The sequence below is a fragment of the Catenuloplanes niger genome (genome assembly GCF_031458255.1).
Classification (GTDB): domain Bacteria; phylum Actinomycetota; class Actinomycetes; order Mycobacteriales; family Micromonosporaceae; genus Catenuloplanes; species Catenuloplanes niger.
Map to the genome: position 1 here is coordinate 5,720,691 of NZ_JAVDYC010000001.1, position 21,446 is coordinate 5,742,136.

General features: G+C 73.3%; 23 protein-coding genes. 19 read left to right on the forward strand and 4 right to left on the reverse strand.

All coding sequences use genetic code 11. The annotated features are described in order from the left end of the window. Positions 1 to 6 precede the first annotated feature (6 nt). The 13 genes from J2S44_RS25425 (at position 7) to J2S44_RS25485 (ending at position 12,184) form a co-directional block, all read left to right on the forward strand. Positions 7 to 1,110: a cystathionine gamma-lyase gene (locus J2S44_RS25425; RefSeq protein ID WP_310418830.1), complete on the forward strand. Its 1,104-nt coding sequence runs from the start codon at positions 7 to 9 to the stop codon at positions 1,108 to 1,110. A 93-nt stretch (positions 1,111 to 1,203) separates the two neighbouring features. Next, entirely contained in the window at positions 1,204 to 3,402 is a 2,199-nt protein-coding gene (locus J2S44_RS25430; RefSeq protein ID WP_310418833.1) for an ATP-binding protein, read from the forward strand. Positions 3,403 to 3,516: 114 nt separating this feature from the next. Continuing rightward, positions 3,517 to 3,966 (forward strand): ATP-binding protein, encoded by a 450-nt coding sequence (locus J2S44_RS25435; RefSeq protein WP_310418835.1) that lies wholly within the window; start codon positions 3,517 to 3,519, stop codon positions 3,964 to 3,966. Between the two features lie 83 nt (positions 3,967 to 4,049). After that, positions 4,050 to 4,364 (forward strand): STAS domain-containing protein, encoded by a 315-nt coding sequence (locus J2S44_RS25440; RefSeq protein ID WP_310418838.1) that lies wholly within the window; start codon positions 4,050 to 4,052, stop codon positions 4,362 to 4,364. Continuing rightward, positions 4,361 to 5,269, forward strand: a complete 909-nt coding sequence (locus J2S44_RS25445) for an NADP-dependent oxidoreductase (protein ID WP_310418841.1) — start codon at positions 4,361 to 4,363, stop codon at positions 5,267 to 5,269. Before J2S44_RS25440 ends, J2S44_RS25445 begins: the two co-directional genes overlap by 4 nt. Positions 5,270 to 5,616: 347 nt before the next feature. Continuing rightward, a complete protein-coding gene (locus J2S44_RS25450) occupies positions 5,617 to 6,855 on the forward strand; it encodes a pectate lyase (RefSeq protein WP_310418844.1) in 1,239 nt (412 codons plus the stop codon). A 131-nt stretch (positions 6,856 to 6,986) separates the two neighbouring features. Then, complete coding sequence (locus tag J2S44_RS25455; RefSeq protein WP_310418847.1) at positions 6,987 to 7,364, forward strand: GntR family transcriptional regulator; 378 nt, start codon at positions 6,987 to 6,989, stop codon at positions 7,362 to 7,364. Next, a complete protein-coding gene (locus tag J2S44_RS25460; RefSeq protein ID WP_310418850.1) occupies positions 7,361 to 8,245 on the forward strand; it encodes an ATP-binding cassette domain-containing protein in 885 nt (294 codons plus the stop codon). The genes J2S44_RS25455 and J2S44_RS25460 overlap by 4 nt, the downstream gene beginning before the upstream one ends. Beyond that, positions 8,242 to 8,949 (forward strand): hypothetical protein, encoded by a 708-nt coding sequence (locus J2S44_RS25465; RefSeq protein ID WP_310418853.1) that lies wholly within the window; start codon positions 8,242 to 8,244, stop codon positions 8,947 to 8,949. The genes J2S44_RS25460 and J2S44_RS25465 overlap by 4 nt, the downstream gene beginning before the upstream one ends. A 12-nt stretch (positions 8,950 to 8,961) precedes the next feature. Next, positions 8,962 to 9,693 carry a hypothetical protein gene (locus tag J2S44_RS25470; protein WP_310418856.1) on the forward strand — a complete coding sequence of 244 codons (732 nt, stop codon included), beginning with the start codon at positions 8,962 to 8,964 and terminating at the stop codon, positions 9,691 to 9,693. Positions 9,694 to 9,710: 17 nt separating this feature from the next. Then, a complete protein-coding gene (locus J2S44_RS25475) occupies positions 9,711 to 10,622 on the forward strand; it encodes an ABC transporter ATP-binding protein (protein ID WP_310418859.1) in 912 nt (303 codons plus the stop codon). A 19-nt stretch (positions 10,623 to 10,641) separates the two neighbouring features. After that, entirely contained in the window at positions 10,642 to 11,385 is a 744-nt protein-coding gene (locus J2S44_RS25480) for an ABC transporter permease (protein WP_310418862.1), read from the forward strand. 175 nt (positions 11,386 to 11,560) lie between these two features. After that, positions 11,561 to 12,184 carry a D-alanine--D-alanine ligase family protein gene (locus J2S44_RS25485; RefSeq protein WP_310418865.1) on the forward strand — a complete coding sequence of 208 codons (624 nt, stop codon included), beginning with the start codon at positions 11,561 to 11,563 and terminating at the stop codon, positions 12,182 to 12,184. 37 nt (positions 12,185 to 12,221) lie between these two features. Here the strand turns inward: J2S44_RS25485 and J2S44_RS25490 are convergent, their stop codons facing one another. Together J2S44_RS25490 and J2S44_RS25495 are read right to left on the reverse strand one after the other, a co-directional pair. Continuing rightward, a complete protein-coding gene (locus J2S44_RS25490) occupies positions 12,222 to 12,791 on the reverse strand; it encodes a DUF3515 family protein (protein ID WP_310418868.1) in 570 nt (189 codons plus the stop codon). Then, positions 12,792 to 13,025: an Lrp/AsnC ligand binding domain-containing protein gene (locus tag J2S44_RS25495; protein WP_310418872.1), complete on the reverse strand. Its 234-nt coding sequence runs from the start codon at positions 13,023 to 13,025 to the stop codon at positions 12,792 to 12,794. Between the two features lie 87 nt (positions 13,026 to 13,112). On the opposite strand from J2S44_RS25495, the gene J2S44_RS25500 reads away from it, so the two are divergent. From J2S44_RS25500 to J2S44_RS25520, 5 genes are all read left to right on the forward strand, one after another. Continuing rightward, positions 13,113 to 14,066 carry a thiamine-phosphate kinase gene (locus J2S44_RS25500; RefSeq protein ID WP_310418875.1) on the forward strand — a complete coding sequence of 318 codons (954 nt, stop codon included), beginning with the start codon at positions 13,113 to 13,115 and terminating at the stop codon, positions 14,064 to 14,066. 119 nt (positions 14,067 to 14,185) lie between these two features. Beyond that, positions 14,186 to 14,692, forward strand: a complete 507-nt coding sequence (locus J2S44_RS25505) for an RNA polymerase sigma factor (protein WP_310418877.1) — start codon at positions 14,186 to 14,188, stop codon at positions 14,690 to 14,692. Further along, positions 14,689 to 15,735: a hypothetical protein gene (locus tag J2S44_RS25510; protein WP_310418879.1), complete on the forward strand. Its 1,047-nt coding sequence runs from the start codon at positions 14,689 to 14,691 to the stop codon at positions 15,733 to 15,735. Before J2S44_RS25505 ends, J2S44_RS25510 begins: the two co-directional genes overlap by 4 nt. A 64-nt stretch (positions 15,736 to 15,799) precedes the next feature. Further along, positions 15,800 to 16,261, forward strand: coding sequence for a GNAT family N-acetyltransferase (locus J2S44_RS25515; RefSeq protein WP_310429911.1), 462 nt, complete (start codon positions 15,800 to 15,802; stop codon positions 16,259 to 16,261). 31 nt (positions 16,262 to 16,292) lie between these two features. After that, positions 16,293 to 17,099: a chitosanase gene (locus J2S44_RS25520; protein WP_310418882.1), complete on the forward strand. Its 807-nt coding sequence runs from the start codon at positions 16,293 to 16,295 to the stop codon at positions 17,097 to 17,099. Here J2S44_RS25520 and J2S44_RS25525 read toward each other — a convergent pair. Both J2S44_RS25525 and rpmB read right to left on the reverse strand, forming a co-directional pair. Next, the gene (locus tag J2S44_RS25525) at positions 17,089 to 19,287 is read right to left on the reverse strand and encodes a hybrid sensor histidine kinase/response regulator (protein ID WP_310418885.1); all 2,199 of its coding nucleotides are present in this window, start codon (positions 19,285 to 19,287) and stop codon (positions 17,089 to 17,091) included. The genes J2S44_RS25520 and J2S44_RS25525 overlap by 11 nt on opposite strands. A 140-nt stretch (positions 19,288 to 19,427) precedes the next feature. After that, the gene (gene rpmB / locus J2S44_RS25530) at positions 19,428 to 19,619 is read right to left on the reverse strand and encodes a 50S ribosomal protein L28 (protein ID WP_033343896.1); all 192 of its coding nucleotides are present in this window, start codon (positions 19,617 to 19,619) and stop codon (positions 19,428 to 19,430) included. Positions 19,620 to 19,832: 213 nt separating this feature from the next. Here rpmB and fakA point away from each other — a divergent pair, with 213 nt between their 5' ends. After that, positions 19,833 to 21,443 (forward strand): fatty acid kinase ATP-binding subunit FakA, encoded by a 1,611-nt coding sequence (gene fakA, locus J2S44_RS25535; protein WP_310418888.1) that lies wholly within the window; start codon positions 19,833 to 19,835, stop codon positions 21,441 to 21,443. Positions 21,444 to 21,446: the final 3 nt, after the last annotated feature.

Consider the following 21,446-nt stretch of genomic DNA (forward strand, 5'->3'; position numbering starts at 1 on the left):
GGCGGCATGAGTCTTGAGGGTGACGGCACCCGGGTGGTGCACGCCGGTCTGCCGGAGCCGGTGCCGGGCGAGCCGTTCCTGCCCGGCCCGGTGTTCGCGGCGCCGTACCACCTGGACCCGGTGGCCGGGCCGGCCGGGGCCGCGGACGGCTACGGGCGGCCGGACAACCGGACCCGGCGCGCGCTGGAGACCGCGATCGGCGAGCTGGAGGGCGGCGACACGCTGGCGTTCGCGTCCGGCCAGGCCGCGATCACGGCGGCGCTGCTGACCGTGCTGCGGCCGGGCGACGCGGTGCTGCTGCCGTCGGACGGCTACTTCGCGGTCCGCGCGTTCGCCGCGGGCACGCTCGCGGAGCTGGGCGTGGACGTGCGGACCGCGCCGACGGCCGGGCCGTACCCGTCGTTCGAGGGCATCCGCCTGGTGCTGCTGGAGACGCCGGCCAACCCGGGCCTGGACGTCTGCGACGTGCGCGCGGTCGCCGAGGCCGCACACGCGGCCGGTGCGCTGGTCGCGGTGGACAACACCGCGGCCACGCCGCTCGGCCAGCGCCCGCTGGAGCTGGGCGCGGACCTGGTGGTGGCGTCCGGCACCAAGGCGCTGACCGGCCACTCCGACCTGCTGCTCGGCTACGTCAGCACGCGCGACGGGTCGCTGCTGTCCGGGCTGACCACCTGGCGCGCGCAGACCGGTGGCGTGCCGGGCGCGTTCGACTGCTGGCTGGCGCACCGCTCGCTGGGCACGCTGGACCTGCGGCTGGCCCGGCAGACCGGCAACGCGGCCGCGCTGGCGCCGATGCTGGCCGCGCACCCGGCGGTGACCGGCGTGCGCTGGCCCGGCCTGCCGGACGACCCGGCGTACCCGGTGGCGAGCGCGCAGATGCGCCGGATCCCGGGCCTGATCGGCTTCGATCTCGGTTCCGCGGACCGGGTGGCCACGTTTCTGCGACGGTCCCGGCTGGTCTTCGCGGCCACGTCGTTCGGCGGGCTGCACACCACCGCGGACCGGCGCGCGCAGTGGGGCGACGACACCACGCCCGGCTTCGTCCGTCTGTCCTGCGGCATCGAGGACCCGGACGACCTGGTGGCGGACGTGCGGGCCGCGCTCGACTGACCCGGGCCGGGGTGGCCGCGCCGCGCGACAGGAATGCCGTCTGGATCATCGGAAGCGGGTCCCCACAAAGAGGGTGAATGGGACACTGGCGTCGTGGATGGATGGCACGGTCGCCGGGGCGCGCTCGCGGTCGCCGGCATCGTGCTGACGGCCGGGCTGGCCGCCATGGCCGCCGTCGCCACGGCGCTGCACCGGCAGGACATCGCGGCCGCCGACCGGATCATGGAACAGCGCACGTCGCTCGCGCAGACCGCGGTCAGCGTGGAGACCCGCCGGTACGTCGACCTGCTGCGCACCGCCGCGACCGGGCTCGCCCAGGCGTCCGTGCTGGACGCGCGCACGTTCCAGGCCGGGACCGCGCCGCTGGCCGGCACGAAGCTGCCCGGCGCCACCTCGGTCGTCTACGTCGCACCGGTGCCGGCCGGCGGGGTGGCGACGGCCCAGGCGCGCTGGCGGCGGCTCGGCGCGGCCACGCTCACGCTCACCCCGCAGGCGGGCAGCTCCGAGCACCTGTTCACGGTGTACTCCCGCACGCTGGACGGCGGCGCCGCGCCCGCGCTCGGCGTCGACCTGACCCGGGCCCGGGAGCCCACGGTGGCGCTCTCCGCCGCCCGGCGCACCGGCCGGGCCTCGGTCTCCGACGCGTACGTGCTGATCCGCGACCAGCACCTGCCCCCGGCGCAGCAGCAGCGGTCGTTCGTGTTCGCCACCCCGGTCCACCACGGTGGCGCGTTCGCCGGCTGGCTGGTGATGGGCATGCGCGGCCAGGACTTCCTCGGCGACGTGCTGGTCTCGGCCGGTCAGGAACTGCTCGGCGGCAGCCTCTCGGCGACCGACGGCACCGGCATGCCGATCATGGTCGCCACCGTGCCCTCGCCCGGCCGCCCGGACCTGCACCGGGAGCGCACGGTCGACGTCGCGGACCGCCGCTGGACGCTGACCACCACGGCCGACTCGTCCCGGCTGCCCGGCGGGCACAGCGCGCTGCCGCTCACCACCGGCCTGGCCGGCAGCGCGATCGTGGCGCTGCTGGCCGGCCTGATCTACGTGCTCTCCACCGGCCGGGCGCGCGCCGAGGAACGGGTGGTGGCCGCGACCGCGGAACTGCGCCAGGCCGAACGCGAGGCGCGCCGCCAGTCCGGTCTGCTGGCCGCCGTGATGAACAGCATCGGCGACGGCGTCGGCGTGGTGGACGAGCACGGCGCGTTCCTGCTGCACAACCGCGCGGCCCGGGCGCTGCTCGGCGTGTCGCACGACATCCCCGGGCTGGAGGGCTGGCAGAAGCACTACGGGATCTTCCGGCCGGACGGCACGCCGTTCCCGGCCGCGCAGCTGCCGCTGGCCCGCGCGCTGGCCGGTGAGTCCTCCGACGGCGTGGAGATGGTGATCCGCAACCCCAGCCGCCCGGACGGCGTGCTGATCAGTGTGGACGGCCGCCCGCTCGATCCGGCGGCCGGGCAGCGCGGCGCGGTCGCGGTCTTCCGGGACATCACGGAGCTGCGCCGGTACGAGTCCGACCTCGCCGCGTTCGCCGGTGTGGTCGCGCACGACCTGAAGTCCCCGCTCGCCATCGTCTCCGGGCACTGCGAGGCGGCCGACGAGATCCTCGCGGACGTGCTCGCGGACCCGCCCGGCGGCGACCGGGGCGCGTGGCGGCCGGCGGCGGACGAGGCGCGGTCCGCGATCGGCCAGGCGGTCCGCGGCGTACAGCGGATGGGCATGCTCATCGACGACCTGCTCGCCTACACCACGGCCCGGGACGCGCCGCTGCGGTTGCGCGCGGTGGACCTGGCCGCGCTGGTGGCCGAGGTGGTGGCGGAGCGGACCAGCCGCGCCGCGGTCGGTGACCGGCCGCCGCCGCGGATCTTCGTCGGCGACCTGCCCGAGGTGATCGCGGACGCCGGCATGCTGCGCCGGGTGCTGGAGAACCTGATCGGCAACTCGGTGAAGTACGTGCGCCCCGGCACGGCCGCGCACGTCGACGTGACCGCGACCGCGGACCCGGTCGGCTGGGCGCACATCCAGATCGCGGACCGCGGGATCGGCATCCCGGACGCGGACAAGCCGCACGTGTTCGACTCGTTCCACCGTGCGCACGAGGGCACCGGATATGCCGGGACCGGCCTCGGTCTGGCCATCTGCCGCCGGATCGTGGAGCGGCACGGCGGCACGGTCACGGTCGCGGACAACCCCGGCGGGGGCACCCGGTTCTCGTTCACGCTGCCGCTCGCCACCGCGCTGAGCGGCCCGGTGCCCGCCCCGCACCGGTCCGGCGAGCGGATCGCGTCATGAGTGTCCGGATCGGGCTGGTGATCGACGGGCCGAGGTCAACTAGGCTCGGGTCCGGACGATCGCGATGTGTTCGTGGGATACCGCGCGGTGACCGCGCGGACGGGAGGAGCGTGGATGACTGGCGACAGCGCCGGAACGGGCCTCCTCCTCGATCGGCCCTTCACCGCGACGGACGTCACAGCACTGCGCCACCGCATCGCTGATCTGGCGCGGGTCGCGGGCCTGGACGGCGACCGGCTGGACGACTTCGCGCTCGCCGCCTACGAGCTGCTGACCAACGCGGTACGGCACGGTGGCGGCGCCGGTCGGCTGCGGCTGCTGCGCGCCCCCGACCGGTTGATCTGCCAGGTCGCGGACGACGGCGCCGGCTTCACCGCGCCGGGCCGGAAGCCTGGGGAGCGGCCACCGGAGCCGACCTCCCCGGGCGGGCTCGGGCTGTTCCTGGCGGAGCAGCTGACGGACGGCATCGAGGTCGTCAGCGGCGCCGACGGGACGACGGTCCGGATTTTCGTCACTACAGAAAGCGAACAATCGGAGTCGTCCTACCGGATGTCCATCGGCTGACGGATTACCCTTGTTCGGCGGCAACCATCTGGACCAGGATCGGGATGCGGGAAGAGAATCTCGGGCGGAGCGGAGGAAGTCTCTTGACGTTCACCGTCACGCCGGAGACCGGCGACCACCGGACGGCCACCGTGCGCCTCGCCGGTGAGCTGGACATGAGTACCGTGCCCGAGCTGGACACCGCGATCAGCGACCTGGTCGGCACCGGCCGCAACCGGCTCGTCGTCGACCTCGGCGAGCTGGCGTTCTGTGACTCCACCGGGCTGGCCTGCCTGGTCCGCGGCGACAACCGGTGCGCCGAGCTGGGCGGCTGGCTGCGGGTCACCAATCACCGGGGCCACGTCGCGCGCGTGCTCGCGATCAGCGGCCTCGACGAGTTCCTGCGGTACCAGCCGTGAGAGCGGTCCGGTTCTCGGAGACCGGCCCGTCGTCCGTGCTGCGCGTGGACGACGACGTGCCGGAGCCGCACGCCGGCCCGGGCCGGATCCGGATCGCGGTCGTGGCCGCCGGTGTGAACGCGTGGGACTGGAAGGTCCGCTCCGGCCTGGCCGGGATCGCGGTGACCGGGCCACGCATCCCGGGCGGCGACGCGGCCGGCGTGGTCGACGAGGTCGGCGACGGCGTGACCGGCGTGGCCGTGGGCGACGCGGTCCTCGGCGTGACGGCCGGTGGCGCGACCGCGGAGCACGCGGTGCTCACCCACTGGGCGGTCAAGCCGGCGGCACTGTCCTTCGAGGTCGCTGCCGGGCTGCCGACACCGGCCGAGACCGCGGTCCGCGCGCTGGACGTGATCGGCGTGGGGGCGGACGCCGGCACCGGGACGCTGGTGATCAGCGGTGCGGCCGGCGGTGTCGGGCTGGTCGCGGCGCAGATCGCGATCGAGCGCGGCGCCCGGGTGATCGGCACCGCGAGCCCGGCCCGCCACGACCTGCTGCGCCGGCTCGGCATCACGCCCGTGGCCTACGGCGACGGCCTGGCCGCCCGCGTGCGTGAGCTGGCACCGGACGGTGTGGACCGGGCGCTGGACGCGGCCGGCCACGGCGTGGTGCCGGTGCTGATCGAGCTGACCGGCGACGCCTCGCGCGTGGTCTCGATCGCGGACTTCTCCGCGCACGGCGCCCGCACCACGGACGGCGGCGAGGGGCGCTCCTGGCACGCGCTCACAGAGGCCACCGCGCTGATCGAGGCGGGTCGCCTGGAGCTGCCGGTCGCGGCGGCCTTCCCGATGACCGAGACCGCGGCCGCGCACGATCTGAGCGAGAGCGGTCACGCCGGTGGCCGCGTCGTCGTTCTCGTTCGCTGAACCGCTCGCGCGCGCTTTTTTCGTACCCTCGCGGTGTTTTCTTTGGTCTTTCTTTGGCTCATGATCACGGTTGGGCCACGAGGCTGAAGCCGTCTTAAGTGCCGTTTGAGTCCGCCTTGAAACGCGGTCACACTGTGGCGCGTGGTGAGTGGATCATGGTCACTGAGCGTGGCTTCTTCTCTTGTGCTCCCTAAGGTGGCGCGTTGACCCGGCCGTGGCGGCCTTCCTGGATTGACGACGCGAAACGCACCGGCGCAATGACAGATGACTATCTGTCTGCCGCCGGAAAAGGGAAAGGTCTCACCATGGCAGAGAAGGCGAAAAGCCGCCCGTCCGTGCTTCGGCGCGTGACGACCGGCCTCATCGCCGGCGCCGCCGCGCTCGGCCTCGGCGTGGGGACGGTCGTCCTCACCCAGCAGGCGAACGCGGCGACCATCGACACCGGCGCGCACTACGTGCTGAAGAATCGCAACAGCGGCAAGGCGCTGGACGTCCGGAACTTCTCCAAGGCCGACGGCGCCGTGCTCAACCAGTGGTCGATCAACAACGGCGACTGGCAGCAGTTCGCGTTCCTCGACATGGGCGGTGGGAACTACCGGCTGCAGGCCAAGCACAGCGGCAAGGTCGTCGACGTCAAGGGCGCCTCGAAGGCGGACGGTGCGCAGATCGTGCAGTCCACCGGCGACCGGACCGCGGCCAGTCAGCAGTGGTCCGTGCAGGACATGGGCGGTGGCTACGTGCGGCTGGTCAACCGCAACAGCTCCAAGGTGCTCGCCATCGCGGGTGGGTCCACCGCGGACGGCGGCAACGCGGTGGCGTCGACCGGCGACCGGGCCGCGGCCGGCCAGCAGTGGCAGCTCGTGAAGGTCGGCGCGGCCACCGGTGGCGGTGCGGTGAGCCCGAACGCGCCGTGGCCGACCGCGACCGGCACCAAGCCCGTCTCCGCCTCCGTCAAGGTCTCCGGCACGCTCGACGGCGGCATGACCCGCTACTACGGCACCGGCGCACTCGGCGGCTCCGGACAGGACGAGGGCCAAGACCCGATCTTCGACCTCGCCGACGGCGCCACCCTCAAAAACGTCATCCTCGGCTCCCCCGCCGCCGACGGCGTGCACTGCGCCGGCACCTGCACCCTGATCAACGTCTGGTGGGAAGACGTCGGCGAGGACGCCGCCACCTTCCGCGGCGGCACCAACGCCGTGTTCACCATCAACGGCGGCGGCGCCCGCAACGCCGACGACAAGGTCTTCCAGCACAACGGCGGCGGCACCCTCACCATCACCAACTTCCAGGTCACCGACTTCGGCAAGCTCTACCGCTCCTGCGGCAACTGCTCCACCCAGTACAAACGCACCCTCATCGTCGTCACCGTCACCGTCACCGCACCCGGCGACCTCCTCGCCGGCGTCAACACCAACTACGGCGACACCGCCACCTTCCGCAACATCACCATCATCGGCGACAAGACCATGGACATCTGCACCCGCTTCACCGGCAACTCCACCGGCAAGGAACCCACCAGAACCGGCTCCGGACCCGACGGCACCACCTGCAAATACACCACCGCAGACGTGACCTTCGAGTAGGTCTTTCGCCGGACCGCGGCCCCCGCCCCGATGGGCGGGGGCCGTTTTCGTGCTTCCGCGCGCTGGTTCGTTGGTGCTAGGGTTCATTACACAAGTAACGAACCAACGAGGCGACGTCAGGGGGCGAGGCGGTGTTCGACGACCGGAGCCCGATCTATCAACAGATCGCCGACAAGATCAAGGACGAGATCCTCAGCGGGGCGCTCAGGGAGGACGAGCAGGTCATGTCCACGAACCAGTACGCAGCCTTCTACCGGATCAACCCCGCCACCGCGGCCAAGGGATTCCAGCAGCTGGTCGACGAGGGCGTGCTCTACAAGAAGCGGGGGATCGGCATGTTCGTCAGTCCGCAGGCCCGTGAGCGGCTGGTGGGTCAGCGCCGCGAGCGGTTCTTCGCCGAGGTGGTCGACGCGATGATCACCGAGGCCCGCATGATCGGCATCCCGCTCGACGAGGTCGTCGCGCGCATCGCCGCCGCCGAGGTCACCAGCGGGGAGGGCGGGCGATGAGCCTCCCGGTCTCGGTGCGCGACCTGCGGGTGCGCTACGGCGACACGGTCGCGCTGGACGACCTCTCCTTCGACCTGGCCGGCGGCAAGATCTACGGTCTGCTCGGCCGCAACGGCTCCGGCAAGACCACGCTGCTCTCCGTGCTCGCCGCGTTCCGCCGTGCCTCGGCCGGCACCGTGCTGGTCGACGGCGAGGACCCGTTCGAGAACGCGCGGGTCACCCGGCGGGTCTGCCTGATCCGCGACAACGTCGACGCGGAGGACACCGACCGGGTCAGCGCGGTGCTGGGCCTGGCGGCCGAGCTCCGGCCCGACTTCGACGCGGACTACGCGGCCCGGCTGGCCAAGCAGTTCGACCTGCCGCTGCGCAAGCGCGTCTCCGGGCTGTCCCGGGGCGGCCGGTCCGCGCTCGGTGTCACGATCGGCCTCGCCACCCGCGCGCCGCTGACCATCTTCGACGAGTCCTACCTGGGGCTGGACGCGCCCTCGCGATACGCGTTCTACCAGGAGCTGGTGGCGGACTACGCGGAGCACCCACGGACGATCATCCTCTCCACGCACCTGATCGAGGAGGTGGCGAACCTCTTCGAGGAAGTCCTGATCATCGACCGGGGCCGGCTGCTGGTGCACGAGGAGACGGACACGCTGCGCCGGCGCGGCGCCACCGTGACCGGCCCGGCCGACGCGGTCGACGCGTTCGTGGCCGGCACCGAGCTCGCGGTGCTGGGCGACAAGCGGCTCGGCGGCACCAAGGCCACCACGGTCTACGGCGCCCTCACCGAGGGGCAGCGCCGGGAGGCCGCGGCGGCCCGGCTGGAGATCACCCCGGTCGGGCTGCAGGACCTGTTCATCCACCTGACCGCGGCCGGGGCACGGCGATGACCACCGTCGCCACCTCGCTGTTCCGGCGTGTCGGCCCGGCGTACGCGGTCTTCGCCGCCCTGCTGATCGTCGTGGTCGCGCTGGTCGGCACGCTGATCGCGGTCTACGGGTCGCTGACCGAGAGCGCGTGGCACCTCGGCACCGCCTCCACGGTCAAGTGGTTCGTCGGCCCGGTCGCGATCCTGCTGGTCCCGGTCTTCCTCCGGCACTACGTGGCGTTCGGCGTCACCCGGCGGCAGTTCATCGGCGGCGGGTTGCTCTTCGGCCTCGGCTCCGCGGCCGCGTTCGCGCTGCTCTCCCTCGCCGGGTTCGGCGTCGAGCGGCTCGTCTACGGCGCGGCCGGGCTGATGGACGGGCTGACCGGCCCGTACCCGGTGCACTCCGCCGGGACCGCGGTCGCGGTGCTGGTCCGCGCGTTCCTGATCTACCTAGCCCACTTCTGCTCCGGCTGGCTGATCGGCGCCGGCTTCTACCGGTACGGCCCGTTCGCCGGACTGCTGCTGATCGCGCCGGCGATGATCCCGGCGCTCGGCTCCGAGTTGTTCTTCGGCACCGAGTGGAGCCCGATCGGCGCGACCACACTCGCCGGTCTGCGGTTGCCCTTCGCGGTCTCCGCGCTGCTCACCGTCGTGCTGGTGACCGCCGGGTTCGCCGTGGTCCACGCGATCGGCCGCACCGTCGCGATCCGCGGCAAGATCTACTGAGGAGGCTCGACGATGAACCGCCACCCCGGCGTCCGCACCGTCCTCGTCCCGTGCCTGTTCCGCCGCATGGGCCTGATGGTCTCGATGTACTGGGCGATCCTGATCGCGGTCTACCTGGTGGTGGTCCTCTCGGTCGGGTTCGTCGGCACGCTCGACGCGAGCATGTGGCTCAACGTCGGCGGCGCGCCACCCCGCTACTGGCTGCTCTCCATGGGCATCGTCACCGTCGTCGGCGCCCGGGTCTACGTGGCGATGGGCGTCACCCGGCGCCAGCTCGCCGAGGCCCACCTCGTGCTGTACGCGGCGACGGCGCTGTTCTTCGCGGCCGTCCAGGTGGCCGGCTACCTGCCCGAGCACGCGGTGTACGCGGCGACCGGCACGCTGGACCGGCTGGCCGAGCCGTACCCGGTGACCGGCGCCGGCGACGCGGCCCGCGCGCTGCTCACCGGCACCGTCCTCAACCTCGTCTACCTCGTGGCCGGCGCGCTGATCGGCATCGGCTTCTACCGCTACCGGCTGTGGGGCGGGCTGGTGATCATCCCGGTCGCGGCGCTGGCCCCGGTCGCGGCCGAGGCCGCGTTCGACATCCAGTGGGCCGGCCGGGGCATCAACCGCCTGCTCGACCTGCCGCCCGCCACGCTGCCGGCCGGCCTCGCGATCGCCGCCGCGATCCTGCTCCTCACGCTCACCGCCACCTACCGGATGTACCGCACCATGCCCATCCGCCCGGCCTCGGCCCGCTGACCCGTTAGGGAGCTTCCATGTCCGTCATCGAGCTGCGCAACCTGAACAAGCGGTACGGCGACACCGTCGCCGTGCGGGACGTCTCGCTCACCGTCGAGCAGGGCGAGATCTTCGGCATCATCGGCCCGAACGGCGCCGGCAAGACCACCACGGTCGAGATGGCCGCCGGGTTGCGCCGGCCGGACGGCGGCTCAGTCCGGATCCTCGGTCTCGACCCGCAGCGGGACGGCACGGAGCTGCGCCGCCGGCTCGGCATGCAGCTGCAGGAGAGCGCGCTGCCGGACCGGCTGCGGGTCGCCGAGGCGATGCGGCTCTACGCCTCGTTCTACCCGGACCCGGCCGACTGGCGCGAGCTGCTCGACCTGCTCGGCCTGGGGGAGAAGCAGAACACGCCGTTCGCCAAGCTCTCCGGCGGGCAGAAGCAGCGGCTGTCCATCGCGCTCGCGCTGGTCGGCAACCCGAAGGTCGCGTTCCTGGACGAGCTCACCACCGGGCTCGACCCGGCGGCCCGGCGCGAGACCTGGGACCTGATCGAGTCGGTGCGCAACCGGGGCGTGACGGTCGTGCTGGTCAGCCACTTCATGGAGGAGGTGGACCGGCTCTGCGACCGGATCGCGATCATCGAGGCCGGGCGGGTGCTCGCGGTCGACTCGCCGGCCGGGCTGATCGGCACGGCCGCGGCGGACCAGCAGCGCATCCGGTTCGTGCCGGACGCGCCGCTCCCCGCGGACTTCCTGACCGACGCACCCGGCGTGACGGTCGACCGGTCCGGCCGCACCGTGGTGATCACCGGCGGCGGTGACCTGCTCTTCACGGTGGTGTCCGCGCTCGCGGTCGCCGGCATCCGCCCCCGCGAACTGCGCATGGACCAGGCCACGCTGGACGACGCCTTCCTGGCCCTCACCGGCCGCGCCCTGAACAACGACTGATTTTTCAGGAGATTTCATCATGCGACCGCTTTTCGTGCTCACCGCGACCGAGGGCCGGCTCTTCGCCCGCGACGGCATGTCCATCGGCTTCGGCCTGCTGTTCCCGTCCCTGCTGCTCTTCGTGCTCGGCGGCCTGATGCCCGGCTTCCGCGAACCCGCCGAGGACATGGGCGGCATCCGGCCGATCGACGTCTACCTGCCGATCGTGGTCGCCATGGCGATCGGCACCATCGCGATCAGCACGCTCCCCGCACACCTCGCCGGCTACCGGGAACGCGGTGTCCTCCGCCGGATGGCCACCACGCCCGTCGGCCCCGCCCCGCTGCTCGGCGCGCAGCTGATCGTGAACCTGATCGCCATGCTGATCTCCATCGTGGCCGCGGTCACGATCGGCATCACGTTCCTCGGCGTACCGTTCCCGGCCTCGCCGCTCCAGTTCACCGGCATCGTGCTGCTGGCCACGATCACGATGTTCTCGATCGGCCTGCTGATCGCCGCGCTGTCACCCACCACCAAGGCGGCCAGCGGCATCGGCATGCTCGTCTACTTCCCGATGCTCTTCTTCGCCGGCGTCTGGACCCCCGGCCCGATCATGCCCGACTACCTGCGCCGGATCGCCGAGTTCACCCCGCTCGGCGCCGCGTCCCAGGCACTGTCCCACTCCTGGGCCGGCACCGGCGTCACGCTCACCGCGCTGGCCGTCCTGACCGCCTACGCCCTCCTCGTCACGCTGCTGGCCACCCGCCTCTTCCGCTGGTCCTGACCCGTTTTCGGACCCGCGGACCGACGGGGGCCGCGGGCCCGCCCGACCCTCGCCGAGTGCGGGGGTCGCGGCTCGCGCCGCACGGGCGGAGAACCGTGCCACCGGGCCTTTCCGCCCGCATGCTCGGCGCGGCGGCCGGCCCGAGCCCGCGGGCGGTGAGAGTAGGGTCACGACGGTGACCGACTCACGGAGGACACGGGTCGCCGTCGTGGCCGACGGGCAGCCCGGCGCGGCCGCGATCGTGGCGGCGCTCGACCCGGGCTTGTTCGAGGCGGTGCCGGTCGAGATCGCGCGTGCCGGGGTCGCGGCGGTCGCGCGCGCCGACGTGGTGCTGCCCGGTGGGCGCGTCGAGGTCGTCGGCCTGCTGGAGATGGCCGGAATTCCGTACGCCGGATCCGGCATGCTGGCGTCCGCGGTCGCTGCGGATCGGGCGTTCACCCGGCGGCTCGCGAGCGCGGCCGGGCTCCCGGTCGCCGGGGCTCGCGCGGCCGACGGGCGCCGGGTGATCTGCGGCGTGCTGGCGGACGAACCAGCCGTGGCCTGCCCGGAGGGCGTGCCGGACGCGGTGCCGCACCTGATCCGGGCCGTCCGCGCCGCGTTCGACCTGGCCGGACCGGCCACGGTGACCGTGCTGGTCACGGCCGCGGGCGAGGTCGTCCTCGACGAGATCGACGCGATGCCGGACCTGGCGCCGGGCGCGGCGTTCCCCGAGGTGTGGGCCGCGGCCGGCCTCGGCTACCCGGCGCTGGTCGCGCGGGTGGTCCGGGCCGGGCTGCGCCACGGACCCGGCCTGCACTGACCCGCGGACCCGGCGGCGGCTCAGGTCCGGCGGCGGCTCAGGTCCGGCAGCCGGTCGGGATGTCGTCGCGGGAGAGCAGCGTGGAGAGCACCGTCGCGGAGAACTCGGTCGTCCACTGGCCGGGCGAGTCGTAGTTCTTCGGGATGGTCACGGTCACCGGGACGCGGCGGTCCACGGTGGTCCAGACCGAGCCGTCCGGTGTCTCCGTCGCGTGCCAGCAGACCTTGTTCAGCGGATAGACCAGGTCCGTCGCCAGGAACGACGGCTGCTCGCCACCGCAGGCGACGGTGATCGCCGGGTCGCCGTAGGCCACGTTCTGCTCCGGGCCGGCCGAGACCGGGCGCTGCGGCAGGCTGCGGACCGTCACCGGCAGCTGCGAGGTCAGCGCGCGGCAGGCGACCGTCTCGTCCTCGCTCAGCGCGGGCGCGGCCATCTCCACCGGCACGGTCGACACCGGCTGCGGCGCCCCGGACGCCGGGGCCGCCGACGGCTGGGCCGAGGGCAGCGACGAGACGGCGAAGAATCCGACGGCGAGCGCCGCGGGCACCGCGACGGCGGTGGCCCACAGCGCTGCCGTACGGGTGGTGCGGTCCTTCTCGGCGGGCATCTAGAGCCGCACCACCGAGCAGGTGACGGTGCGGGTGATGCCCGGCACCAGCTGAACCTTGCTCACGACGATCTTCCCTAGTTCGTCCACCGTGGCGGCCTCTGTGAGCACCACCACGTCGTAGGGACCCACGACGGCGTCGACCCTGATGACGCCGGATATGTTGCTGATCTGCGCGGCCACGTCACGCGCGCGTCCGACCTCCGTCTGGATGAGGATGTACGCCTGGACCACGACACGACTCCTATCCGCCGCCGCCGGCGGCTCGATTGGTGAAACTACCGTACGGAAGTGCTGGTCCGTGTGCAGGAGGAGCGCAGGGTGACTGAGGGGACGTCAGTGGCAGAGGATGGTGAGTTCGGGCTGATCGCCCGGGTCACCGCGCGGCTGACCGCCGGCCCGACCTGCCTGCTGGGACCGGGCGACGACGCGGCGCTGGTCGCGGCGCCGGACGGACGCGTGGTCGCGTCCACGGACGTGCTGGTCGACGGCCGGCACTTCCGGCGTGACTGGGGCAGCGGCAACGACATCGGGCACCGGGCCGCGGCCGCGAACCTGGCCGACATCGCGGCGATGGGCGCGTACCCGACGGCGCTCCTGGTCGCGCTCTGCGCGCCGCCGGATCTGGACGCGGCGTGGGCCGAGGAGCTCGCGGACGGCCTGTCCGAGGAGGCGGAGAGCGTCGGCGCGAGCGTGGTCGGCGGCGACATGTCCGCCAGCCCGACGCTCACCATCGCGGTGACCGCGCTCGGCGACATGCACGGGCTCCAGCCGGTGGTGCGCAGCGGCGCGCGACCGGGTGACATCCTCGCGATGGCCGGGCGGGTCGGCTTCGCGGGCGCGGGCTACACCGTGCTGTCCCGCGGCTTCCGCACGCCGAAGCTCCTGGTCGACGCGTACCGCCGACCGCAGGTACCGTACCGGCAGGGCCCGATCGCGAACCGGCTCGGCGCCACCTCGATGATCGACATCTCGGACGGCCTGCTCGCCGACCTCGGGCATGTCGCAAAGGCCAGCCGGGTCGCGATCGACGTCCACCGGGACGCGTTCGACGTGCCCGACCAGATGCGCGACGCCGCGACCGCGCTCGGTGCCGACCCGTACGGCTGGATCCTCGGCGGCGGCGACGATCACGCGCTCTGTGCGACGTTCCCGCCCGGCGTGGCGCTGCCGGCGGAGTGGCGTCAGGTGGGCACGGTCCGCGAGGGCGCCGGCGTCACGGTGGACGGCACCGCCTGGGAAGGCCGCCTCGGCTGGGACCACTTCAAGATCTGAATCCGTTCTCCCGCTTCGGGAACACGGCCGGCCCCGCGTGACAAGAACCGGGTATGAGGACGCTGATGAGAGCCTCGCCGGCCGGCGGGGACGTACCCACGACAGGCACGGGGAGTGTCGTGGGCGCGGCGGATCTGGCGAGCGTGTTCGACCGGCACGCGCGGGAGCTGTTGCGCTACTGCACCCGCCGCGTCGGTCCGCAGCTCGCCGAGGACGTGGTGGCGGAGACGTTCCTGGTCGCCTACGAGCACCGGGGCCGCTTCGACCCGGACCGCGGCGAGCTGCTGCCCTGGCTCTACGGCATCGCCACGAACGTGCTCCGGCGGCACCGGCGGGTGGAGATCCGCGCGTTGCGCGAGGCCGCCCGGGGCGAGGCGGCACCGGACCCGGAACACGACGAGGCCGCGGCGTCGCGGGTCGACGCGGCCCGCGACGTCGCCCGCCTCTCCGGCGTACTGGCCCGGCTGCCCCGGCGGCAACGCGACGTGCTGATGCTGTTCGCGGTCGCGGAACTCGAGTACGCCGAGATCGCCGCCGCGCTCGGCATCCCGCTCGGCTCCGTCCAGTCCTCGCTGCACCGGGCGCGCGCCAAGGTCCGCGCCGCACTGGAAGGAGACGCGCGATGACGCCCGACGACCGCGCCCGCACCGCACTGCGCGACTTCGCCTCGGCCGTGCCGGAACCGGCCGACGAGGCACTGGACCGGGTCTGGCGTACCGTCTCGGCCCGCGTCGAGGCCGGGGAGTCCCGCCGCCGTCGGCCGCTCCGGTTCCCGCGTCTGCTGGTGCCGGTGGCGGCCGCGGTCGCGGTGGTGGTCGCGGCCGGCGTCGCCGCGGTGCTGGTGCACACCCAGCGGTCGGAGCCGTTGCCGCCGTCCTTCACGTCCGATCCCGAGGTGGTGCGGCGTGTCCTCGGCGAACTGGCGGAGGCCGGCGCCGGGAGACCGCCGCTGGAGATCCGCAAGGGTCAGCTCCTGTACATCCGGCACGACACGCTCCGGACCATGGATCCGGCCTCGCGGTGCGAGGAGTCCGGTGCGGCGGAGTGGTTCACCACGGTCCTCGAGCTGAAGCAGGTCTTCCGCCTGGCGGACGCCGATGACCTGGCGGCGCTGCCGGCCTACCGGGACCGACTGGAACAGGAGAGGGCCGCCGACGAGGCATGGGGGCTGCCCCGGCCGCCGGGCGAGGACGACCGGCCGGTGCTCGGCCAGCCGGCCCCGGTCGCCGGTCCGCGCTACGACGATCCGGATGTCCTGCGGCGGGATCTGGTGAGCGCCGGGATACCGGTCGACATCGATGACCCTCATTGGAGATTGCAGGTCTTCTCGTGGGCCTACCGCGCCGAATGGCAGCCGTTGCTCCGGCCCGAGCAGCGGGCGATGCTGCTGCGCGTGCTGGTGGATCTCGACGTGAGCGTGGCCGGGGTCGCGCTGGACGGACGTGACCTCGTGGCGGTCCGGCTCGACGACAGTCCGATGCGGGAGCCGGAACTGCTCTTCGACCGCTCCACGGGCTGGCGGGTGGGAACCCAGGTGACCCGGTTCGACCCGGCCCGCCGGAAGGAGCCGCTCGACCCGCCGGTGGCCGGCTGTCCGCTGGAACCGTGGATCGCGGAACGGACGCTGGACACCTACGCCGTGGTCGAGGAGCCGGGGCAGGTGCCGTAGCGGGGATCTCATTCGGCCGGTGACCTCCGAGCTCCGGCTCGTCGTGGTCGTACCCTCTCGCACTGTGAAGGAATGTGAGGTGCGGTCGGTGCGCTACGACGAGCCGGCGGCGCAGACCGTGATTCGGGCCGCGGTCGCCGAGCTGGCCGCCCGCTACGGCGGCACCGGCGACGACACCCCGATGGACCCGGCCGAGTTCGTTCCGCCGCGCGGCGACTTCGTGGTCGCGTTCCTCGACGGCGAACCGGTCGGCGGCGCGGGCTGGCGCGCGCACGGCGACGAGGACGCGGAGCTGAAGCGGATGTTCACCTCGGCCACCGTGCGCGGCCGGGGCGTCGGCCGCCGGGTGCTGGCCGCGGTCGAGGAGTCGGCGCGGGCCCGGGGCCGCCGCCGGTTGATCCTCGAAGTCGGCGATCTCCAGCCGGAGGCGATCGCGATGTACAACGCTTGTGGGTATGACCGGATCGAGAACTTCGGCTTCTACCGCGACGAGCCGGGCTGCCTCTCGTTCGCGCGCGTCCTCTAGGACCGTCGCGCTGCTGTCGGCCACCGTCGCCGTGCTGCTGGCCGCCACCGCGTTCGTGCTGGTGGGGGTCGCGCGCCCGGGTCCGCCCGCGCCCCCGGCCGCACCGCAGCGGAAGGTGGGGCGGCTGGACCTGACCGCGCCCGCGAAGAAGGAGATCGCGATGAAGCTGGTCTCCAGCGCGGAGAACTCGTCGCTGAACTGGCGGGCGCAGTACGGCTACGTCGAGGACATCCGGGACGGCCGGGGCTACACCGGCGGCATCGTCGGCTTCACCTCCGGCACCGGTGACATGCTGCCGGTCGTGCGCCGGTACGTCGCGGCGCGGCCGAAGAACAACCGGCTGGCCCGCTACCTGCCGGCGCTGACGCGGGTGAACGGCACGGCCTCGCACGCGGGCCTGGACCCCGGCTTCCCGGCCGCGTGGCGGGCCGCGGCGGCGGATCCGGCGTTCCGCGCCGCGCAGGACGCCGAGCGGGACCGGGTCTACTTCAACCCGGCGGTCGGGCAGGCGAAGAAGGACGGGCTGCGCGCGCTGGGCCAGTTCGCCTACTACGACGCGATGGTCATGCACGGTCCCGGCGCGGATCCGGCGAGCTTCGGCGGCATCCGGGCGGCCGCGACGCGTCGTGCCCGGACGCCGGCCCAGGGCGGCGGCGAGGTCGCCTACCTGACCGCGTTCCTGAACGCGCGTACGGCCGCGATGCGCCGGGAGGCGGCCCACCGGGACACCAGCCGGGTCGACACCGCCCAGCGCGTCTTCCTGCGGGCCGGCAACCTCGACCTGAACCCGCCGCTGCGCTGGTCCGTCTACGGTGACGGGTACGCGGTCACACGCTGACCGAGAGCACGTTCCCGACCGCGGTGATCAGTTCCTGCTTGCGGAACGGCTTCTGCAGCAGGATCGTGCCCGGGGCGAGCGTGCCCTTCTCGGCGAGCACCGGGGCGGCATACCCGGACATGAACAGCACCGGCAGGCCCTCGCGGGCCTCGCGCAGTTGCTCGGCCAGCTCCGTACCGGACATCTCGGGCATCATGATGTCGGTGATCAGCAGATCGATGCGCCCGGCGTGCGCGCCGGCCTTCTCCAGCGCCTCGTGCCCGTTCGCGGCCGTGAGCACGTCGTAGCCGGACTTGCCGAGCATCCGCCGGACCACCTCGCGCAGGTCCGGCTCGTCGTCGACGACCAGGATGGTGTGCCGGCCGTCCGTCTCCGCGCCGTTGCCGGGCACGGTCTCGTCCGGGTCGCGGCGCGGTTCGAGGACGTCGTCCGTGGGCAGCAGGATCACCACGGTGGTGCCCCGGCCCGGGTCGGACGAGATGCTGATCTCGCCGCCGGCCGCGGTGACCATGCCGTGCGCCACGGCCAGCCCCATGCCGGCGAACGAGACCGGGTCCTTGGTGGTGAAGAACGGCTCGAACGCGCGTTCCAGCACGTCCGCGGGCATGCCGGTGCCGGTGTCGGTGACCCGGATCTTGACGTGCCGGCTGGGCCGCGCGCCGGGCGCGCTCTTCGTGCACGGCTCGGCCGTGATGCTGAGCCGGCCGCCGTGCGGCATGGCGTCACGCGCGTTGAGCGCCAGGTTGACCAGCGTCTGCTCCAGCTGACCCGGGTCGACCACCACCGGCGGCAGGTCCTGGTGTGTCTTCGTGGTGAGCGTGATGTTGTCGCCGAGCGAGTGGCTGAGCAGGGCGTAGACGTCCGCGACGGTACGTGAGATGTCGTGCCGCACCGGCCGGGCCACCTCGCGCCGGCCGAACGCCAGCAGCTGCCGGGCGTACTCGCTGGCCCGGTCCACGGTCTTGCGGATCTGCGCGATGTCGGTGAGCGCCTCCCGGTAGCTGGCGCCGGTGACCGGCCCGCTCAGCTCCTCGGCCACGAACCCGGCGTGCGAGTCGATGATCGCCAGCAGGTTGTTGAAGTGGTGCGCGACGCCGCCGGCCAGCTGGCCCACGCTCTCCAGCCGCAGCGCCGCGTTCAGCTCCTGCTGCAGCCGGGTGTGCTCCGCCTCGGCCGCGATCCGCGCGGTGGTGTCCACGACCGTGGCGGAGATCAGCGTCTCGGAGCCCACGTCGATCGGGGAGAGCGAGACCTCGGCCGGGAAGCGGCTGCCGTCCTTCCGGACCCCCTGGAGCGACTCGCCCGCCGTGCCGGACCGGGGGAGCAGGTGCTCGACCGGCAGGCCCAGCACCTCCTCCGCGGCGTAGCCGAAGAGCCGTTCGGTCTCCGGGTTCACGAAGCGGATCAGCCCGTCCTCGCCGATCCCGATGATCCCCATCGGCAGCGCGTTCAGCAGCCCGCGGAACATGCTCTGCGCCCGGTTCGTCTCGCCGATGTCCCGGGAGAAGCCGGCCACGCCGATGATGTGGCCCTGTGCGTCCGCGATCGGCGAGATGGTGGCCGCGACCGTGATCAGCCGGCCGTCCTTGCACCGGCGGACCGCGGAGAACATCTCGACGTGGCTGCCGGAGATGGTCCGGCGGAATCGTTCCTCCTCCAGCTGCAGCCCGTCCGCGGGGAACAGCGTGCTGCGCGAGCGACCCAGCATCTCCGCCGCGGTGTAGCCGTAGAGGCGCTCGGCGGCCGGGTTCCAGATCGTGATCATACCGTCCCGGTCGGCCGCGATGATCGCGTCGTGCGAGGACCGGACCAGCGCCCCGACCAGGTTTATCGCGCCGGCGAGCTTGTCCTCGGTGCTCAGCCTGCGGATCGCGGCCGTGATGGTGAGCCCGTGCTCCTCCATGCTGCGCCACACCGTGACCGTGGCCGGGAAGACCGTGCCGTCCGCGCAGCGGCAGCTCAGCTCGAAATGGGCGGAGTCGCTGCGGACCGTGGCGCCGAGGTCGTGCCGGGGACCGCTGAGCAGTCCGCCGGGCTCGGGGATGACGTCCTCGACCGGGCGGCCGAAGAGCTCTTCCGGGCGGTAGCCGAGCAAGGTGCGGGTGCCGTCACCGGCGTCGGTGATCCGGCCGTCGAGGGAGAGCGATAGCACGGCCTCGTCGCTGCCAGGCTCGGTGGTCCTGCCCATCTGCACCCCGCGCTCGTATCGTCGCAGTCAGTTACCCCAGGATAGGTACGGAAAGCGAGCCGATACGCGAAAAACGCAGATAAAACGCGCGTACGCCCGGCCGCCGGAGCGACAGGGCGTACGCGAAGCGAACCGGGACGTTATGCCCGAGTGACCTTGCCGGCCTTGATGCACGAGGTGCAGGCCTGGACCTTGCGGGTGTTGCCGCCACCGGCGGGGGTGCGCACCGTCTGGATGTTCGGGTTCCAGCGGCGGTTGGTCCGCCGGTGCGAGTGGGACACGTTGTGGCCGAAGCCCGGCCCCTTGCCACAGACGTCGCAGACGCTAGCCACGGAAGTCTCCTGCTGTCGATCGATTCGATGCTCTGCCGCTGGCAACGGAACGCCACCGGCAAGTCCCGCGGCGCGGGCCGCAGACATGAGGTCACCCGCGCACTAGGCCTAGGCAACCCGACCAGGCTACCCGACGCGCCCCCCGACCAGCGAATCGGGTCTCGGGGACCTTCCTGCCGCGAAAGTGTCGGTGACCGACTATAGGCTTTTTCCGTGCTGGACACCCTGGACGCGACGGTCGTGCGCCGCTGGAGCGGCGCCGGGCTGATCGCGCTCCGGGCGCACCAGCGCGAGATCGACGAGCTGAACGTCTACCCGGTGCCGGACGGTGACACCGGCACCAACCTGGTGCTCACGCTCACCTCCGCGCAGCGCGCGCTCGCGCTCGACCTGGACAACTCGGCCGAGACCGGCCGCACCGCGCACGGTCACGCGCTGCACCTGATGGCCCGCGGCGCGCTGCTCGGCGCGCGGGGCAACTCCGGCGTGATCATCTCGCAGGTGCTGCGCGGCCTGGCCGACTCGCTGGCCGACGAGCCCGAGGTGCGCGGCCGGCAGCTCGCCACGGCGCTGCGCGCGGCGACCGCGGCGGCCTACTCCGCGGTCGCCGAGCCGGTCGAGGGCACCGTGCTGTCCGTGCTGTCCGCGGCCGCGGACGGCGCGTCCCGCGCCGGGACCGACGACGTGGCCGCGGTGGCCCGCGCCGCGTCCGAGGCCGCGGTCGTCGCGCTGGCCCGCACGCCGGAGCAGCTGCCGGTGCTGGCCCGGGCCGGCGTGGTCGACGCCGGCGGCCGCGGCCTGTGCCTGCTGCTGGACGCGCTGGCCGAGTCGTTCCACGGCGACCCGGCCCCGGTCGAGGAGCCGCCGGTCCCGCCGTCGCCGCACCCGCGCCCGCCGGCCACCCCGCGGGAGACCGGCTCCCCCGACTTCGCCTACGAGGTGCAGTACCTGCTGGATGCGGCGGACGATGCGATCGACCGGCTCCGGCGCACGCTCCGCGGGCTCGGCGACTCGCTGGTCGTGGTCGGCTCCGGCGGCCGGCCACCGGTCTGGCACGTGCACGTCCACGTCAACGACGTGGGCGCGGCCATCGAGGCCGGGGTGGTCGCCGGCCGGCCGCACCAGATCACCGTCACCCGCTTCGCCGACCACGTGGCCACGCCGCCCGCGCCGCCGTCCCGCGCCCGCGCGGCCGTGGTGATGGCCGACGGCCCGGGTCTCGCCGAGCTCTACGCCGGCGAGGGCGCGATCGTGGTCGGCGGCAACCCGTCGCCGCGCGAGCTGCTCGCGGCGATCTCCGGCAGCGACGCCGAGGAGATCGTGCTGCTGCCGAACGACGGCGACACCCGCGCGGTCGCGGTCGCCGCGGCCCGCGAGGTGAGCGGCCCCCGGGTCACCGTGGTGCCGACCCGCTCACCGGTGCAGGCGCTGGCCGCGCTCGCGGTCCGGGACGACGCCCGCAGCTTCGAGGACGACGTGATCGCGATGGCCGAGGCGGCCGGCGCCTGCCGCTGGGCCGAGGTGACCCGGGCCAGCCGCGAGGCGCTGACCATGGCCGGGCGCTGCCGGGCCGGCGACGCGCTCGGCCTGATCGAGGGCGAGGTCACGCTGATCGGGCCGGACCTCACCGCGGTCGGCACCGAGCTGCTCGACCGGCTGCTCGGCGGCGGCGGCGAGCTGGTCACGCTGCTCTTCGGCGCGGACGCGCCACCCGGGCTGGAGCCGACGCTGCGCGCCCACCTGGCGGCCCGCTGGCCGTACGTGGAGGCGCGCGGTTACGACGGCGGCCAGCCCGTCTACCCCCTGCTGATCGGCGTGGAGTGAACG

What these genes read in the sequence shown, in the direction of transcription:
- J2S44_RS25425 (WP_310418830.1), top strand. Translation starts at nt 7, where the DNA reads ATGAGTCTTGAGGGTGACGGCACCCGGGTGGTGCACGCCGGTCTGCCG.
- J2S44_RS25435 (WP_310418835.1), top strand. Translation starts at nt 3,517, where the DNA reads ATGACTGGCGACAGCGCCGGAACGGGCCTCCTCCTCGATCGGCCCTTC.
- J2S44_RS25460 (WP_310418850.1), top strand. Translation starts at nt 7,361, where the DNA reads ATGAGCCTCCCGGTCTCGGTGCGCGACCTGCGGGTGCGCTACGGCGAC.
- J2S44_RS25465 (WP_310418853.1), top strand. Translation starts at nt 8,242, where the DNA reads ATGACCACCGTCGCCACCTCGCTGTTCCGGCGTGTCGGCCCGGCGTAC.
- J2S44_RS25470 (WP_310418856.1), top strand. Translation starts at nt 8,962, where the DNA reads ATGAACCGCCACCCCGGCGTCCGCACCGTCCTCGTCCCGTGCCTGTTC.
- J2S44_RS25475 (WP_310418859.1), top strand. Translation starts at nt 9,711, where the DNA reads ATGTCCGTCATCGAGCTGCGCAACCTGAACAAGCGGTACGGCGACACC.
- J2S44_RS25480 (WP_310418862.1), top strand. Translation starts at nt 10,642, where the DNA reads ATGCGACCGCTTTTCGTGCTCACCGCGACCGAGGGCCGGCTCTTCGCC.
- J2S44_RS25490 (WP_310418868.1), bottom strand. Translation starts at nt 12,791, where the DNA reads ATGCCCGCCGAGAAGGACCGCACCACCCGTACGGCAGCGCTGTGGGCC.
- J2S44_RS25510 (WP_310418879.1), top strand. Translation starts at nt 14,689, where the DNA reads ATGACGCCCGACGACCGCGCCCGCACCGCACTGCGCGACTTCGCCTCG.
- J2S44_RS25525 (WP_310418885.1), bottom strand. Translation starts at nt 19,287, where the DNA reads ATGGGCAGGACCACCGAGCCTGGCAGCGACGAGGCCGTGCTATCGCTC.